Genomic DNA, 15,159 nt, shown 5'->3' on the forward strand with positions numbered 1-15,159 from the left:
TCGCGGTTCGACACTCTCGGATGTGCCGGGCCGTCGCGTCGGGGGGCAGACGGAACGGCTGGTGGCCGGCCATCTATGGTGAACCGGCCCCTACGGATCCGTCCGGCGATCCTCGGGGGAGTTGCCGGGCGGATCCCGCCCAATCACCGCACGTAACAGGGGAGCCAGTGACATGAGCGACGACAACAGCACCGACAACGTCCACGCCACGGACGAGCCGACCACCGTGACCCCGGACAACGTCCACGCCACGATCGGGCCCGTCACCGTGACCCCGGACAACGTCCACGCCACGATCGGGCCCGTCACCGCGAAGAACGTCCACGCCACGGACGAGCCGCTCACCGCGGTACTCGCCGAGGACGGCGACGCGACGACCGACAACGTGCACGCCACCGACGAGCCGGTCTGACCGGCTCAGCCACACGGGGGATCGGCCGCGGCGGCACCGAGGGGGAGCCGTCGCGGCCGATGTGTGTCCGGGGGCCGCTCCACCGGGACCGGATCAGACGGGCATGATCTGCACGTCGTACGCAGAGATCCACTTGTCGCGCGTCAGAAGGGTCATACCTTCGATCTGCGCCTGCGCGATCAGTATCCGGTCGAAGGGATCGCGGTGGTGCGCAGGCAGCCTCCCCGCCCGCACGCCGTGCCCGGCGGTGATGGCCAGCCCCGTGAACTGACTGTCGCGCACTCGCTCGGCCAGGTCCTCCGGGCCCTCCAGCTTCCCCAGTGACTGTTTGATGGCGATCTCCCACGGAGTCACCGCGCTCACATAGACGCCGGGCTCCGTGTCGAGCAGGTCCTTGACGTCTCCGGACAACTCCGGAGAGTCGTCGAGCCACCACAGCACCACGTGCGTGTCGAGCAGCAGCCTCATCAGGTCATCCCGAAGGCGTCGGCGATGTCGTCGGGCAGTTCGTCGAAGTCGTCAGGGATGTGGATCCGTCCCCGGAGCGACCCCCGCCCGGTCCGCCTGACCTTGGGCCGGAGCGGCACAACTTTGGCCACCGGCTCCCCCGCCTTGCTGATGACGACTTCTTCGCCCGTCGCGACCTGCTCAAGAATGCGCGAGAAGTGCGTCTTGGCCTCATGCACGTTGTACTGCCGGGCTGCTTCCACGACGGCCTCAAAGGAGTCGGAGATTAAGTGGACTAACTACTGGACTAAGCGTAGCCCACACCTCCCACCTCGCACCACACCGTCTTGCCGCCCACCCCCTGCTCCACGCCCCACCGCAACGCCACCGCGTCCAGCAGGGCCAGCCCCCGCCCCGACTCGTCGTCATCGGTGGCGTGCAGGAGTACGGGCAGGGCGCGGGGGTCGGGGTCGGTGACCTCGACGCGGATACGACCGTCGGCCGCGCCGGACACCCGTAGGCGAATGGGCGTCCCCTCCCCCACATGCCGGATGACGTTGCTCACCAACTCACTGACACAGAGCTGCACTTCACTGCACGCCTCACCGAACCGCGCGCGTACGGCGGCCCGCAGCTCCGGCACGGCCTTCGGTACGGCGAGCAGTTCCACCTCCAAGTGGTTCACCTGTCAGCAGCCTTGCGGAGTACGGCGGCCAGCGCGCGGGCGGTCGCGAGGTTGCAGTTGCCGAGCGCGACGAGCCCCGCGCGGGGCGGATACGTGCTCGCGAGGGTCGGCAGGTCGACGCGGAGGGAGGGGAGCGTGATGCCGTGGCCGGCGAGGGCGTCCCGCAGTTCCTCCGCGCAGAGGGTCATGTCGTAGGCGGTGGGGGGACTTTGGTGGTCGGTCATGCCGGGCGGCCCTTCCTGAGCGCTCTGTGACGAATCACTCACACAGTGACGTGGCAGGCCGTACCGTGGAAGGGACTTCGGCTGCGCAAGCGCAACAGGCAAACGGCGGTGATGAGTTGTGCCCTCTCGTAAGGATCCCGACGCGTCGGTGGACGTTCCCTCGTTCTACGGCGCCGAGTTGCGCTATCGGCGGGAGCTGGCCGGGCTGACGCTGGAACAGTTGACGGAGGGAAGCTTCCGCGGCATCTCCTTCCTCAGCCAGATCGAGCGCGGCGAGCGACGCATGCCCCTCGATCTCGCACGGCACGTCGACAAGGTGCTCGGCACGGACGGCTTTTTCGAGCGGCGTTGTGAAGACGCCGCCAAGGCACGGCTGTCGGGACATCCGCTGTACTTCGTGGACGTGCCGGACCTGGAGAAGGAGGCGAAGACTCTGGAAGAGTGGGCACCCCACATGATCCCCGGTCTCCTCCAGACCGGCGACTACATGCGCGGGCTCATCAGGTACGAGGATCCATACGCACAACCGGAGACCGCCGAGAAACGCGTCCGTGCTCGGGTAGCGCGTGCGGAACTGTGGAAACGCCCGGACCGGCCTACCTACTGGGGAATCCTGCGGGAGTCGTTGATCCGCAACACACCGTTGTCACCAGCGGTGATGGCCGAGCAGTTGGGCCATATCCTCGACCTGATCCGGTCCACTCAGAGCGTTCTCCAGATCGTTCCGGAAACGACCCCCTGGCACCCTCTCAGGAACGGCATGGCCAAGATCATGACCTTCGCCGCTGCCCCACCGCTGGTCTGGACGGAGGCACATCTCAAGGGGCAAGTCGTCGACTACCCGGCCACAGTCGAGGAGTACCGCCGTCTGTACGATCTCCTCAGGGCCGTCGCACTTCCACCGGAGGCGTCCCTGTCACTGATCGAAGACGCAGCGAGGAAGTACAAACATGAAGCGCAGCAAGGAGATTGACCTGACTTCCGCGACCTGGCGCAAGAGCAGCTACAGCGACGCGCAAGGCGCCGACTGCGTCGAGGTCGCAGACGCAGTCCCCGGCGTCATCCCCGTCCGCGACTCGAAGCGGGCCCACACCAGCCCCGTACTCCTCTTCCCCACCGACGCCTGGACCGCGTTCGTCACGGACGTGAAGCGCTGAACACCCTGCGTAACGGGAGCCCCCCTATCGTACGGTGGGCATGGCACGGCCCAGGGAACGATCACCCACGATGACCGCACAACATCTCGAATCCGACGGGCCCCTCGTCCCGCGCCCCGAGCGGACACCCGCCGCGCTGCGGGTCGCTCTGGCGCAGGTCGCTCCTCACCGGCTCGCCGAGATGGAGCGGCAGAAGGACGAGGCCATCGCGCTCGCTTCGCGTACGGGCAGCCTCGGCCCGATCACGCAGTTCCTGAAGACCTGGGCCGTCGTGGTCGAGATCGCCAGAGATCAAGCTGCGGCTGCCCGGCTCCGGGCCGCCGAGTACACCGCCCAGACCCTCCAATCCGGCGACACCGCATGGCGTGCCGCCATGGACGAGATCCACACCCTGCACACCACCGCCCAGGAGTCCCTGGACAGTGAGTGACTGGCGATGGGAGTACGTGCGGCAGAGGCGCTCTACCTGGACGGAACGACGTACCAGGGGCTGGGGGATTTAGCGCAGACGGCCTACGTCCCTGGAGGGATGTTCCTTTTCCTGACCATCCCCAGAAGCGAATGCGTCTACATCCTCCAGGTCACCCCCTGGCCTGCCTGATCTCCTTCGGCTCGTAGGCCCAATCGGGCAGGGCCCCTCACACGCCCCGCAACTCCCCCTTCACCACCTTCCCGCTCGCGTTCCGAGGCAGCTCCCCCACGAACTCCACCACCCTCGGCACCTTGTAGTTTGCCATCTCGCGCCGGGCCCAGGCGATCAGGTCGTCGCTCGTCAGGGTCGCCCCCGCCCGCCGCACCACATACGCCTTGCCGACCTCCCCCAGCCGCGCGTCCGGTACGCCGATCACCGCCACGTCGGACACATCGGGGTGCAGCCCCAGCAGCTGCTCTATCTCCGCCGGGTACGCGTTGAAGCCGCCTACGATGAACATGTCCTTGATCCGGTCGGTGATGCGGAGGTTGCCGTCGGCGTCCAGGACGCCCACGTCACCGGTGCGCAGCCAGCCGTCCGCGTCCAGGACCTCCGCCGTCGCCGCCGGGTCCTCGTAGTAGCCGCGCATCACGTTGAAGCCGCGGACCAGCACCTCGCCCGGGGAGCCGACCGGCGCCTTCACGCGGACCTCCGTGCCCGGGATCGCCCGGCCCGACGTCGACGCGATGACCGACGGGTCGTCCCCGCGCCGGCACATGGTGACGATGCCGCTGGCCTCCGAGAGGCCGTACGCCGTCAGGACAGTCCCCACGCCCAGTTCGCCCCGCAGCCGTTCCACCAGCCGCAACGGCACCACCGCCGCACCCGTGACCACGAGCCGGAGTGCGGAGAGGTCGTGGGCGTCCCTCGCCGGGTGGTCCAGCAGGGACTGGTGGAGGGTCGGCGGGCCGGGGAGGACCGACACCCGTTCCGCCGCGATGTTCGCCAGTACCGTGTCCACGCTGAACACCGGCTGCGGGATCATCGTCGCGCCCCGCATCAGACAGGCGATCACGCCCGCCTTGTAGCCGAAAGTGTGGAAGAGGGGGTTCACGATCAGATAGCGGTCGCCCTGCCGCAGCCCGGCCAGGTCGCTCCAGATCTCGTAGCCGCGGAGCGTCTGCGCGTGCGTGATCACCGCGCCCTTCGGGCGGCCAGTCGTGCCCGAGGTGAAGATGATGTCCGAGACCGTCGAACCGTCCAACTCCCTTGTCCGCGACCGTACTTCCTTCTCCCCGACCCCCTCCCCGCCCGCCAGGAAGTCCTTCCAGGTACGGAAGTCGGCCGGCGCGTCGTCGGCCAGCACCACGACCTGCTCCAGCGCCGGGAGTCCGGGCAGGGGACCACCCCCCGCCCCCTCCCCCGCCGCCCTTCGCAGTGACGCGACATACGACGTCCCCAGGAACGTCCCGGTCACGAACAGCAGCCGCGCCCCGCTGCCGCGCAGCACATACGCCGCCTCGGTCCCCTTGAAGCGCGTGTTCAGCGGCACCAGGACCGCGCCCGCCGACACCGCGCCGAGCGCCGAGACGATCCAGTCCAGCGAGTTCGGCGCCCAGATGCCGACCCGGTCGCCGACCTCGACGCCGGCGGCGAGACAGGCCGCCGCCGCGCGTTCCACCCGGGCGTCCAACTCGGCGTAAGAGATGCGCGTTCGGCCCTCGACCACCGCCTCGGCGTCCGCGTACCGTTCCGCGGCCGACCGGACCAGGCCCGGGATGCTGCCCCACTCCTCGTCTCCGCGCATGAACGGCCTCCCTATTCCCGGTAGCTGACTGTCCGTCAGATTAGCTGTAGCCTGACGCCCTGTCAGCTGCCCCGGTGTCACGCGGAGGTGCACGGAGAATGGCCGGACAGCGCATGGCCGGACTGAAGGACGCGACCGCGATCGTCGGCATCGGACAGACCTCCTTCGCGAAGCAACTCCCCGAGGACGAACGGACCTTGGCCTGCCGTGCCGTACTCGCCGCCCTCGACGACGCGGGCATCGCCCCGGGCGAGGTCGACGCCCTCGCCTCCTACACGATGGAGGAGACCGACGAGGTCGAGCTCGCGAAGGCGGTCGGCTTCGGGGACCTCACCTTCTTCAGCAAGATCGGGTACGGGGGCGGCGGTTCGTGCGCGACCGTCGCGCATCTCGCCACCGCCATCGCCGCCGGACAGGCCACGGTGGGGGTCGCGTGGCGGTCACGGAAGCGGGGCAGCGGGGCGAGACCCTGGACCAACACGACCCGCCAACTCCCCACCCCGGCCCAGTGGACCCGCCCCTTCGGCCTCCTCCGGCCCGCCGACGAGATAGCCATGCTCACTCGCCGCTACATGTACGAGTACGGGGCGACCCGCGACCATCTCTTCAACGTCGCCCTCGCCTGCCGCAACCGCGCCAACCAGAACCCCGCCGCGATCATGTACGACCGCCCGCTCACCCGCGAGATGTACATGACCTCCCGCTGGATCAGCGAACCCCTCTGCCTCTTCGACAACTGCCTTGAGACGGACGGGGCGTTGGCCTGTGTCGTCGTCTCGCGCGAGCGCGCCCGGGACTGCCGTCGCACCCCCGTCTACGTCCACTCCGCCGCCCAGGGCCTGCCCGCCCAGCACCACGGCATGGTCAACTACTGGAACGACGACCCGCTCACCGGACCCGCCTGGACCGCCGCCCGACACCTGTGGAAACACGCCGACTTCACCCCGCAGGACGTCGATGTCGCCCAGATCTACGACGCGTTCACCGCCCTCGTCCCGCTCTCCCTGGAGGGCTACGGCTTCTGCGGGAGGGGGGAAGGCGGCGCCTTCACGGAGGGCGGAGCGCTCGAAATCGGCGGCCAACTCCCCCTCAACACCAGCGGCGGCGGGCTCTCCGAGGCCTACGTCCACGGCTTCAACCTGATCAACGAGGGCGTACGGCAGTTGCGCGGCACCAGCACCGCCCAGGTCCCGGACGCCGCCACCTGCCTGGTCACGGCGGGCGAGGGCGTCCCCACCTCCGCCCTGCTACTGAGGAGTTGAGCGCCATGCTCTCCCCCGTCACCGACACCGACGGCGCCCCCTTCTGGCAGTACGCCCGCCAAGGCCAACTCCGCGTCCAGACCTGCGCCGACTGCGACGAAACCCGCTTCCCGCCCCGCCCCTGCTGCCCCCACTGCCAGTCCTTCGCGAGCGAGTGGCGGCAGGTGAGCGGGAGGGGGCGGGTGTGGTCGTACGTCTTCCCGCATCCGCCGCTGCTGCCCGACTACGCCGCCGTCGCGCCGTACAACGTGATCGTCGTCGAACTGGTCGACGCGCCGCGGATCCGGCTGGTCGGGAACCTGGTCAGCGAGGCCGGGGCCGCGCTCAACTCCCTCTCGCCCAGCCGGATTCGGATCGAGGCTCGGGTGCAGGTCGTGTTCGACGCGGACGGGCTTCCGCAGTGGGTTCTGGAGCGGCCATGACGCTGCGGATCGCCGCCGACAAGGACACCGGGGTCGCCGTCGTCACCCTCGACCGGCCGCACAAGCTGAACGCCGTCGACCTCGCTACCGCCTCCGAACTGGCCTCCGTATGGCGGGAGTTGCGTTTCGACGACACCGTACGGGCCGTTGTTCTCACCGGAGCCGGAGAGCGCGCCTTCTGTACCGGACTCGACCGGGACGCGGTCGTGCCGCAGCCCAACTCGCCCTATATGCAGGACGATCCGCTGCTCAACATCGGGCCGAAGGCCAACGACCTGTGGAAGCCGGTGATCTCCGCCGTGTCCGGGATGGCCTGCGGCGGGGCCTTCTATCTGCTGGGCGAGAGCGAGTTCGTCGTCGCCGATCCGACCGCCGTGTTCTTCGACCCGCACACCACCTACGGCATGGTCAGCGCGTACGAGTCGGTGCTGATGGCGCACCGGATGCCGTACGGCGAGGTGGCGCGGATGATGCTCATGGGGACGGCGGAACGGATCTCCGCGCAGCGGGCGTACGACATCGGGCTCGTGTCCGAACTCGCCCCTGCCGGTGGAGTGTTGGAGGCCGCCGTGGCCTGCGCGACCGTCATCGCCGGGTATCCGACCGAGGGTGTCCAGGGCACCGTACGGGCGCTGTGGGCGGCGAAGGAGGCGGCGCGGGCGCAGGCCTATGCGCAGGCGCCGCCGCTGATCGCACTCGGGAATCTGCCCGGCGAACGGCAGGCGGAGTTGTTCGCCGGGCGGCAGCAGGAGTACCGGCTGCGCTAGGACATGACGTCGGCCTCTTGGTCAACCCGGCAGTGGTCGACCGAGGTTGAGCTGTCACGCACGGCAACGCGGACCGTCGCCCTGCCCTTGGCCGGGACCTTGACGTCCGCGAAGTCGAAGTCGACCTCGCTGTCCTGCGCGTCCAGGAACGTGACGTTGACGGAGAAAGTGACCTTGCGGTCGTTCGGGTTGCTGACCTCGACCGTCGCGTACCGCTTCGTCGCCGTCGCGCAGCTCACCAGCTTCGCCGTACCGTCCAGCAGGCTGCTGGTGCCGCTACCCGAGGAGGCCGTAGAGCCGGGCGTGGAACGGTAGTTGGAGGACCGCCGGTTCGTCGACGTGTCGTGGTCCTGGCTCGAACTGCTGCACCCGCCCCCACCGCCGCCGCTCCGGTGCCGGCTGCCGCTGTGGTGCCGTCCGGTGGAGAAGCCGGTGAGGGTGAGAACCGTCAGTGCCAGTACCGCCGTGAGTTTGAGCCTGCGCCCCCGCGTTTGCATCCGCTCATGGTATCGGCCTCAACGGGCCCCGCTCACGCGGTCCTTGCGGTGCCCGTCCCCTTCTCGGCGTCGAGGGCGTAGACGCAGCGGTCCTTGCTGCACGCGTACACGACGCCGTCCCGGACGACGGGCGCCCCGGTGATCTCGCCGCCGGTGGCGAGCTTCCAGCGGAGCCGGCCGTCGTCGGCCTTGAGGGTGTAGAGGAGGTGGTCGGTGGAGCCGAAGTGGATCCGGCCCTCGGCGACGGCGGGGGCGCCCACGATGTCGCCGCCCGCCTGGAAGCGCCATTTGGGGGTGCCGGTGACCGCGTCGAGCGTGTAGAGGCCCTTGCCGCTGCCGACGTGGACGTGTCCGGCGGCGACGAGGACGGGTTCGATGGAGGCGCGCGGTTCGGTCGCGATGCGCCAGCGGTCGCGGCCGTCGGCGGCGTCGAGGGCGTAGACCGTGCCGAGGTAGTCGGCGAGGTAGATGCCGCCGCCGGTGACCGCGGGGCCGGGGGCGAAGGTCGGGGCGCAGAGGAAGACCGCGGGGGCCTCGAAGTGCCAGCGGACCCGGCCGCTCGCCACCTCGACGGACAGGACGCGGGTGCCGGCGGCGACGTAGACGTGACCGTCCGGGGCGGCGGTGACCCGTACGGGTACACCCCCGCAGGAGGCCGCGTCGCCGATCGGGTACGACCAGCGCTCCTCGCCCGTCCGGGCGTCGAGGGCGCGCAGCCGGGCGTCCTGCCACACGTAGACCGTGCCGTCGTGCAGCGCGGGGCCGGCCTCCGGGGACTCGAAGTCGGTCTGCGCGCCGGTCAGCTGCCACAGCTGCTGCCCGGTGGCCGCCTCCCAGGCCTGCACTCCGCCGCCGCGCGTGCCGGTGACGACGGTGCCTCGGTCGGCCTTGAGGGAGTACACCCAGGCCTCGGTGGACAGCCGCCACAGGTCACCGCCCTCGCGGGCGTCCAGGGCGAAGAGGGTGGGGCCGTCCGAGGCGTGGATACGGCCGTCCGCGACCGCCATCGACCACGCGACGTCCCTGGTCTTGAAGGAGCGGCGGCCGGTCTGCACGTCGAGGGCGTGCACCTCGAAGGAGGTGACGTAGACGAGGTCGCCGGCGACGGTCGGGGTGCCCCAGACGTCGTTCGACATGCGGAAGCGCCAGGGGCGCCAGCCGGAGGCGGTCTCCGGGGGCAGCGGCGGCGGTGCGGGTACGGCGGGTCCTACGGCGGCGTCGGTGCCGTTGACGCCGGGCCGGGGCCGGGACCAGGAGGCGACGAGGCCGGCCTCCGGAGGGGGTGCCTTCACGGCGGCGGCGCGGGCGTCGGCGACCCGGGGGCCGGGGCCGATCGGCACGGGGGCGCCGGCCAGCCGTACGGGCCCGGTGTCGGGGGCGCCGACCGGGACGGGCACGACGGGGTCGTGGGAGGGCGGCGGCGGTACGGCGGCGCGGCCGCCGCCGCTGCGGCCCGCGGTGGGCGTCGGTTTCACGGGCGGGCGGCCGCCGCGCCGGGTCTCGATCAGGGTCACCGCGCGCTCGGGCAGCCAGGCCGAGGCCGTACCGCTGTCGTCGGAGCCGGAGCCGAAGAGGTGGGGGGCGAGCTGGGCCTGGAGGTCGGCCGGATTCGGGCGGCCGGTGGCCTCCATCTGCATACAGGACTCGATGAGGGGGCGCAGTTCGTCCGGGAGGCCGGTGAGGTCGGGGCCCTCGCGCAGCAGCATGAAGACGGTCTCGACCGGGTTGGCGCCGTGGAACGGGGGGTGTCCGGTGGCGGCGAACACGAGCATCGAGCCGAGCGAGAACACGTCGCTCGCGCCGGTGACGCTCCGGGAGTCCTTGGCCTGCTCGGGGGACATGTAGGCAGGGGTGCCCACCGCCACGTTCGTCATCGTCAAACGGGTGTTCGACACACCGGAGGCGATACCGAAGTCGATGACCCGCGGCCCGTCCTCGACCACGAGCACATTGGACGGTTTGAGGTCACGGTGGACGAGACCCGCCCCGTGAATGGACTGCAGCGCCTCCGCGACCCCCGCCGCGAGCCAGCGCACCGCCTGGGCCGGCATCGGCCCGCACTCGTTCACTATCTCTTCGAGGGAGGGCGCGGGAACGTACGCGGTGGCCAGCCACGGCACGGCGGCGCGCGCGTCGGCGTCGACCACGGCCGCCGTGTAGAAACCGGAGACCGCGCGGGCGGCCTCCACCTCGCGCGAGAAGCGGACGCGGAACAGCTGGTCCTCGGCGAGCTCCGTCCGTACGGTCTTGATCGCCACGCGCCGGCCGGACGCCGAACGCGCGAGATAGACCAGCCCCATGCCGCCGGCGCCCAGCCGTCCCAGCACCTCGAACGGCCCGATCCGCCGCGGATCGTGCTGCGTCAGCTGATCCACCACTTGCCTGCCACCTCCCCGTACGGGCCACGCCACCCACATATGTACGCGACCCCGTGCAGCGTCTCACCACCGCACCGCCATGGCGGCACGCACCCTGATTCTTCCTGGCCGGGCCACAGGTTGCGAACCCGGCGACTAATCGGGGTGTCTCGGCATATCTCCGGACAAACGTCCAGGTGTCAGCGTTGCTGCAGCGCGAACGACGCCCCTTGATTGTCCGTGACGACGGCCACTTTTCCGTACGACGTCTCGAAGGGCGGGACCTGAACGCGCCCGCCTAGCCGCTGTACGGCCCCCAGAACAGCGGTGATGTCCTCGACCCGGAAGTGAACGAGGAAATGCGGCGGCATCTCCACCGGGAAGACGTCCGAGACGGGCGCCCGCCCGAAGTCCGGGGCGGCCTCCGGCCCGAAGAGGGCGTCTGTGAAAAGTCCGCCGTAGAAAGTGTTCGCGGTCTCCGTGTCGCGGGCGTACAGCTCGGCCCAGCCGAAGGTGCCCGCCTTGTGCCGGAGCCCGAAACCGGGGTGCCTGGCCGCCTGCCACAGCCCGAAGACGGCACCCTCCGGATCGGCGGCCAGCGCGGCCGTGCCCAGCTCCCCCACCGGCATCGGCGCCATGAACACCTGCCCGCCGGCGTCCCGGATCCGCCCGGTCAGCCGCACCACGTCCGGCGTCGCGAAGTACACCGTCCACACGGTCGGCAGCCGCCCGTCCGCCTTGTGGGCGAGCGCCGCGACCGCCTCACCGTCCTTGCGGGCCCATACGGAGCCGCCGTACGCCTCCTCGAAGGTCCACCCGAAGAGCTCACCGTAGAACCGCCTGCCCGCAGCCAGGTCCGGCAGCTGTGCGTCCACCCAGCAGGGGACGCCCTCTCCGTACGCGGATGCCCTGTTTTCGGCCATACCGTCAAAGTAACGGCGCCGCACGCACCCCGCAGACCAGGCACACCACCCTCTGGACCCTCGTGCACCCCATTTGCAGTCGGCCGAATCGCGCTCCGATCACCCCTCGGTAAGCTGACGGCATGACAGGACAAGTGCGTACCGTCGACGGCCGCGTGGCCGGCCGGCGTGGGCAGGCGACCCGGCAGAAGCTGCTCGACTGCCTAAGCGAGATGCTCAGCTCCTCCCCCTACCGGGACGTCAAAGTCATCGATGTCGCCCGGAAGGCGGGGACTTCACCCGCGACCTTCTACCAGTACTTCCCGGACGTCGAAGGCGCCGTCCTGGAAATCGCCGAGCAAATGGCAACGGAGGGCGGGCAGTTGACCGAACTGCTCGCCGGCCGGTCATGGGTCGGCAAGGCCGGCTGGCAGACCTCGCAGGAACTCGTGGACGGGTTCCTGGAGTTCTGGCGCCGGAACGACGCGATCCTGCGGGTCGTCGACCTCGGAGCGGCCGAGGGCGACAAACGCTTCTACAAGATCCGCATGAAAATCCTCAACTCCGTGAACAACTCCCTCTCGGACGCGGTCGCCGAACTGCAGTCCAAGGGCAGGGTCGACAAGGACGTGAACCCGGCGGCGGTCGCCGGTTCGCTGGTCGCGATGCTCGCGGCGGTCGCCTCGCACCAGAAGGGTTTCCAGACGTGGGGCGTCAAGCAGGCTGAACTCAAGCCGAACCTGGCGCTGTTGGTCCACCTGGGCGTGACCGGCAAGAAGCCGACGAAGTAGCGGTTCCTGCTTCCCAGGTTCTGACTTCTCAGGTCCCAAGTCCTGTCTCGCGGGCGGCGGTTCACCCAGGTGGACCGTCGCCTGCCCTGCGTGTGATCCGGAACAGCCGGATCTCGCGGTCCACCCGCGCCTGATACGTGGCGTACGGCGGCCAGAAGACGAGGGCCGCCTTCCACACCTCGGCCCGCTCCTCCCCCTCCAACAGCCGCGCGGTGACCGGGATTTCCGCGCCCTTCCAGCTGATCTCCGCGTCGGGATGGACGATCAGGTTGCGCGTCCAGGCCGGATGGCCCGTGCGCCCGAAATTGGACCCGATCAGAACCCACCCGTCCTCAACCGGCATACAGGCGAGCGGAGTACTGCGCCGCTGCCCGCTTCTGGCTCCCCTCGCCGTCAGGATCACCCCCGGCAGCATCTGGGCGCTGAGCAGCACCTTCCCGCGCGTCAGCCGGTGCACCGCCCGGTCGAGGGCGGGCACGACATGCGGGGCGACGCGCGCGAACGCGGGCGTCGAGGACACCTTCTGCACCAGCCGCACACCGATCACACCGTCACCTCACGGCTCTCGAAGAGACGCGCACCCTCGGCGGCGTACGCCCGCAGCCGGTGCACCGGCCCGAAGAGCAGTTCGTCACCGGCGGCACGCTTGAAATAGAGATGGGCCTCGTGCTCCCAGGTGAACCCGATCCCGCCGTGCAGCTGGATCCCTTCGGCGGCGGCCCCGCGCAGCGCCTCCAGCGCCTGCGCGAGGGCGATCCCACCGACCCGCTCACCGTTGCCGATGGCCCAAGCGGCGTAGTAGGCAGCCGACTTGGCCGCCTGCACCTGCACATACACATCGGCCAGCCGGTGCTTCACCGCCTGGAACGACCCGATCGCCCGCCCGAACTGCTCACGCTGCTTGACGTGTTGAACGGTCCGCTCCAACGCCCGGTCGGCGGCCCCGACGGCCTCGGCGGCGAGTACGGCGGCTGCGCTGTCACCCAGCGCGGAAAGCTCCCGTAGCAGCCGCGGGCTGTCGTCGACGCCCAGCAACTCCCCTTCCACATCCCGCAGTTCGATGCGCGCCTGCGGCCGGGTCGCGTCGAGCGCGGTCTGCCGGGTCCGTACGAGCCCGTCGGCGTCCCCCGCGACGAGGAAGAGGAGAGTCCGTGACCGGGCGAATCCGCCGGTATGGGCGGCGACAAGGAGCAGCTGGGCACTGTGCCCATCGAGAACCTGCGCGACCTGCCCGTACAACCGCCAGCCGCCGTCGCCCAGTTGTCTGGCCTGTACCCCGCCCGCACGCCCGCCGCCGGCCCACTCGGTGTCGTTGGGGCCGGTGAGGGCGAGGGCGGTGGTGAGGGCGGTGCCGGGTACGGCGAGGGCGGCGGTCAGCGAACCGGCGGCGATGCGGGGCAGCAGCGAGGCGCGCTGGGCTTCGGTGCCGAGTTCCAGAACGAGCGGCGCGGCGAGCGCGGCGGTGGCGAGCAGCGGGGAGGGCGCGAGGAAACGGCCCGTCTCCTCTGCCGCGAGGGCGAGTTCGGTCGCCGAGCAGCCGACACCGCCGTAGGCCTCGGGGAGGGCGAGTCCGGGCAGGCCGAGCTGCTGGGCAAGGGCGGTCCAGAGGGCGGGGTCGTGTCCGGCGGGGGTATCGACGGCGGCACGCAACTCGTGGGAACCGCACCGCTTTTGGAGCAGTTCGCGGAGGGTACGGCGGATCTCGTCCTGCTCGGCGGTGAAGCTGGCGTCCATGACACTTCCCTCCAGATCTGACGGTCCGTCATATTAGGAGTCCGGGCACGATATGCACAGAGGGAGGAGGCCCCTCATGACACCGGGGAGCCGCAAGGTCGCCGTGGTGGGCGTGGCACTGTCCGACTGCGGACGGGTCGACGACACGACCCCCTACGCCCTGCACGCCCAGGCGGCCCGCCGCGCACTGGCCGACGCGGGCCTGGACCGGTCCGTCGTGGACGGCTTCGCTTCGGCGGGCCTCGGCACGCTGCCGCCGGTGGAGGTGGCCGAATACCTGGGCCTGCGCCCCACCTGGGTCGACTCCACCGCGGTCGGCGGCTCCACCTGGGAGGTCATGGCGGCGCACGCGGCGGACGCGATAGCGGCCGGCCACGCGAACGCCGTGCTGTTGGTCTACGGCTCGACGGCCCGCGCCGACATCAAGGCCGGCCGCAGAACCGGCAACCTCTCCTTCGGCGCCCGGGGCCCGCTCCAGTTCGAGGTCCCCTACGGCCACACCCTGATCGCCAAGTACGCGATGGCCGCGCGCCGCCACATGCTCGAATACGGCACGACCGTCGAGCAGTTGGCGGAAGTCGCGGTACAGGCCCGCGCCAACGCCGCCCTGAACCCCGACGCGATGTTCCGCGACCCGATCACCGTGGACGACGTCCTCTCCGGCCCGATGATCGCGGACCCCTTCACGAAACTGCACTGCTGCATACGGTCCGACGGCGGAGCGGCGATCCTGTTGGCAGCCGAGGAGTATGTCCGGGACTGCCGCACGGCACCGGTCTGGATACTCGGCACCGGCGAACACGTCTCGCACGCCACGATGTCCGAATGGCCCGACTTCACCGTGTCCCCGGCGGCGGTCAGCGGCCGCCTCGCCTTCGAACGAGCCGGCGTCCGCCCCGAGGAGATCGACTTCGCGGAGATCTACGACGCCTTCACCTACATGACGCTGGTGACACTGGAGGATCTGGGTTTCTGCGCGAAGGGTGAAGGGGGCGCCTTCGTGGAGAAGGGACGGCTACGAGTGTCAGGCGGCGAACTCCCCGTGAACACGGACGGCGGCGGTCTGTCGGCCCAACACCCTGGTATGCGTGGGCTGTTCCTGCTGGTGGAGGCGGTTCGACAGCTGCGGGGGGAGGCGGGCGCCCGTCAAGTCACGGTTGGGGAGGGGGAGTTGCCACGCCTCGGGGTTGCCTCTGGGACGGGGGGATGGTTCTGCTCTTCGGGGACGGTGGTGTTGGGGCGGGGGTGACGATGTTGGTCACGAGGCTGCTGACCAGTGAGCG

19 protein-coding genes are annotated in these 15,159 nt (G+C 70.2%); 9 read left to right on the forward strand and 10 right to left on the reverse strand.

The window, feature by feature from the left end:
* The first annotated feature begins 172 nt into the window (after window positions 1–172).
* Entirely contained in the window at window positions 173–412 is a 240-nt protein-coding gene (locus tag SSP08S_RS51560; protein ID WP_019075491.1) for a hypothetical protein, read from the forward strand.
* A gap of 93 nt (window positions 413–505) precedes the next feature.
* Here the strand turns inward: SSP08S_RS51560 and SSP08S_RS51565 are convergent, their stop codons facing one another.
* From SSP08S_RS51565 to SSP08S_RS62790, 4 genes are read right to left on the reverse strand one after another with little or no spacing between them, the layout of a single operon-like run.
* A complete protein-coding gene (locus SSP08S_RS51565; RefSeq protein WP_019075492.1) occupies window positions 506–880 on the reverse strand; it encodes a type II toxin-antitoxin system VapC family toxin in 375 nt (124 codons plus the stop codon).
* Window positions 880–1,122 (reverse strand): type II toxin-antitoxin system Phd/YefM family antitoxin, encoded by a 243-nt coding sequence (locus tag SSP08S_RS51570; RefSeq protein WP_019075493.1) that lies wholly within the window; start codon window positions 1,120–1,122, stop codon window positions 880–882. Before SSP08S_RS51570 ends, SSP08S_RS51565 begins: the two co-directional genes overlap by 1 nt.
* Before the next feature lie 44 nt (window positions 1,123–1,166).
* Complete coding sequence (locus SSP08S_RS62785; RefSeq protein ID WP_019075494.1) at window positions 1,167–1,535, reverse strand: ATP-binding protein; 369 nt, start codon at window positions 1,533–1,535, stop codon at window positions 1,167–1,169.
* Window positions 1,536–1,540: 5 nt separating this feature from the next.
* Window positions 1,541–1,768 (reverse strand): hypothetical protein, encoded by a 228-nt coding sequence (locus tag SSP08S_RS62790; protein ID WP_019075495.1) that lies wholly within the window; start codon window positions 1,766–1,768, stop codon window positions 1,541–1,543.
* Window positions 1,769–1,916: 148 nt separating this feature from the next.
* Here SSP08S_RS62790 and SSP08S_RS51585 point away from each other — a divergent pair, with 148 nt between their 5' ends.
* From SSP08S_RS51585 to SSP08S_RS57760, 3 genes are all read left to right on the forward strand, one after another.
* Entirely contained in the window at window positions 1,917–2,741 is an 825-nt protein-coding gene (locus SSP08S_RS51585) for a helix-turn-helix domain-containing protein (RefSeq protein ID WP_019075496.1), read from the forward strand.
* Complete coding sequence (locus tag SSP08S_RS51590; RefSeq protein WP_019075497.1) at window positions 2,719–2,925, forward strand: DUF397 domain-containing protein; 207 nt, start codon at window positions 2,719–2,721, stop codon at window positions 2,923–2,925. The genes SSP08S_RS51585 and SSP08S_RS51590 overlap by 23 nt, the downstream gene beginning before the upstream one ends.
* Window positions 2,926–2,995: 70 nt before the next feature.
* Entirely contained in the window at window positions 2,996–3,355 is a 360-nt protein-coding gene (locus SSP08S_RS57760) for a DUF6247 family protein (RefSeq protein ID WP_019075498.1), read from the forward strand.
* Between the two features lie 208 nt (window positions 3,356–3,563).
* Here the strand turns inward: SSP08S_RS57760 and SSP08S_RS51605 are convergent, their stop codons facing one another.
* A complete protein-coding gene (locus SSP08S_RS51605; protein ID WP_019075500.1) occupies window positions 3,564–5,144 on the reverse strand; it encodes a FadD3 family acyl-CoA ligase in 1,581 nt (526 codons plus the stop codon).
* 113 nt (window positions 5,145–5,257) lie between these two features.
* On the opposite strand from SSP08S_RS51605, the gene SSP08S_RS51610 reads away from it, so the two are divergent.
* From SSP08S_RS51610 to SSP08S_RS51620, 3 genes are read left to right on the forward strand one after another with little or no spacing between them, the layout of a single operon-like run.
* The gene (locus SSP08S_RS51610; protein ID WP_019075501.1) at window positions 5,258–6,406 is read left to right on the forward strand and encodes a lipid-transfer protein; all 1,149 of its coding nucleotides are present in this window, start codon (window positions 5,258–5,260) and stop codon (window positions 6,404–6,406) included.
* Window positions 6,407–6,411: 5 nt separating this feature from the next.
* The gene (locus tag SSP08S_RS51615; RefSeq protein ID WP_019075502.1) at window positions 6,412–6,828 is read left to right on the forward strand and encodes a Zn-ribbon domain-containing OB-fold protein; all 417 of its coding nucleotides are present in this window, start codon (window positions 6,412–6,414) and stop codon (window positions 6,826–6,828) included.
* Entirely contained in the window at window positions 6,825–7,595 is a 771-nt protein-coding gene (locus SSP08S_RS51620; RefSeq protein WP_019075503.1) for an enoyl-CoA hydratase/isomerase family protein, read from the forward strand. The genes SSP08S_RS51615 and SSP08S_RS51620 overlap by 4 nt, the downstream gene beginning before the upstream one ends.
* Here the strand turns inward: SSP08S_RS51620 and SSP08S_RS51625 are convergent.
* The 3 genes from SSP08S_RS51625 to kbpA form a co-directional block, all read right to left on the reverse strand.
* Window positions 7,592–8,092: a hypothetical protein gene (locus SSP08S_RS51625; protein WP_019075504.1), complete on the reverse strand. Its 501-nt coding sequence runs from the start codon at window positions 8,090–8,092 to the stop codon at window positions 7,592–7,594. The two genes, SSP08S_RS51620 and SSP08S_RS51625, sit on opposite strands and share 4 nt — an antisense overlap.
* Window positions 8,093–8,124: 32 nt before the next feature.
* Entirely contained in the window at window positions 8,125–10,470 is a 2,346-nt protein-coding gene (locus tag SSP08S_RS51630; RefSeq protein WP_019075505.1) for a serine/threonine-protein kinase, read from the reverse strand.
* 179 nt (window positions 10,471–10,649) lie between these two features.
* A complete protein-coding gene (gene kbpA, locus SSP08S_RS51635) occupies window positions 10,650–11,372 on the reverse strand; it encodes an AfsK-binding protein KbpA (RefSeq protein WP_078532875.1) in 723 nt (240 codons plus the stop codon).
* A gap of 134 nt (window positions 11,373–11,506) precedes the next feature.
* Here kbpA and SSP08S_RS51640 point away from each other — a divergent pair, with 134 nt between their 5' ends.
* A complete protein-coding gene (locus SSP08S_RS51640) occupies window positions 11,507–12,142 on the forward strand; it encodes a TetR family transcriptional regulator (RefSeq protein WP_019075507.1) in 636 nt (211 codons plus the stop codon).
* A 61-nt stretch (window positions 12,143–12,203) separates the two neighbouring features.
* Here SSP08S_RS51640 and SSP08S_RS51645 read toward each other — a convergent pair whose 3' ends face one another.
* Together SSP08S_RS51645 and SSP08S_RS51650 are read right to left on the reverse strand one after the other, a co-directional pair.
* A complete protein-coding gene (locus tag SSP08S_RS51645) occupies window positions 12,204–12,689 on the reverse strand; it encodes a nitroreductase/quinone reductase family protein (protein WP_019075508.1) in 486 nt (161 codons plus the stop codon).
* On the reverse strand, window positions 12,686–13,876 hold the full coding sequence (locus SSP08S_RS51650) for an acyl-CoA dehydrogenase family protein (protein WP_019075509.1): 1,191 nt from the start codon (window positions 13,874–13,876) through the stop codon (window positions 12,686–12,688). The genes SSP08S_RS51645 and SSP08S_RS51650 overlap by 4 nt, the downstream gene beginning before the upstream one ends.
* A gap of 76 nt (window positions 13,877–13,952) precedes the next feature.
* Between SSP08S_RS51650 and SSP08S_RS51655 the strand changes: the two genes are divergently transcribed.
* Entirely contained in the window at window positions 13,953–15,125 is a 1,173-nt protein-coding gene (locus SSP08S_RS51655; RefSeq protein WP_019075510.1) for a thiolase C-terminal domain-containing protein, read from the forward strand.
* Window positions 15,126–15,159 lie beyond the last annotated feature (34 nt).

Source organism: Streptomyces hokutonensis (genome assembly GCF_000376565.1).
In the GTDB taxonomy this organism is placed as follows: domain Bacteria; phylum Actinomycetota; class Actinomycetes; order Streptomycetales; family Streptomycetaceae; genus Streptomyces; species Streptomyces hokutonensis.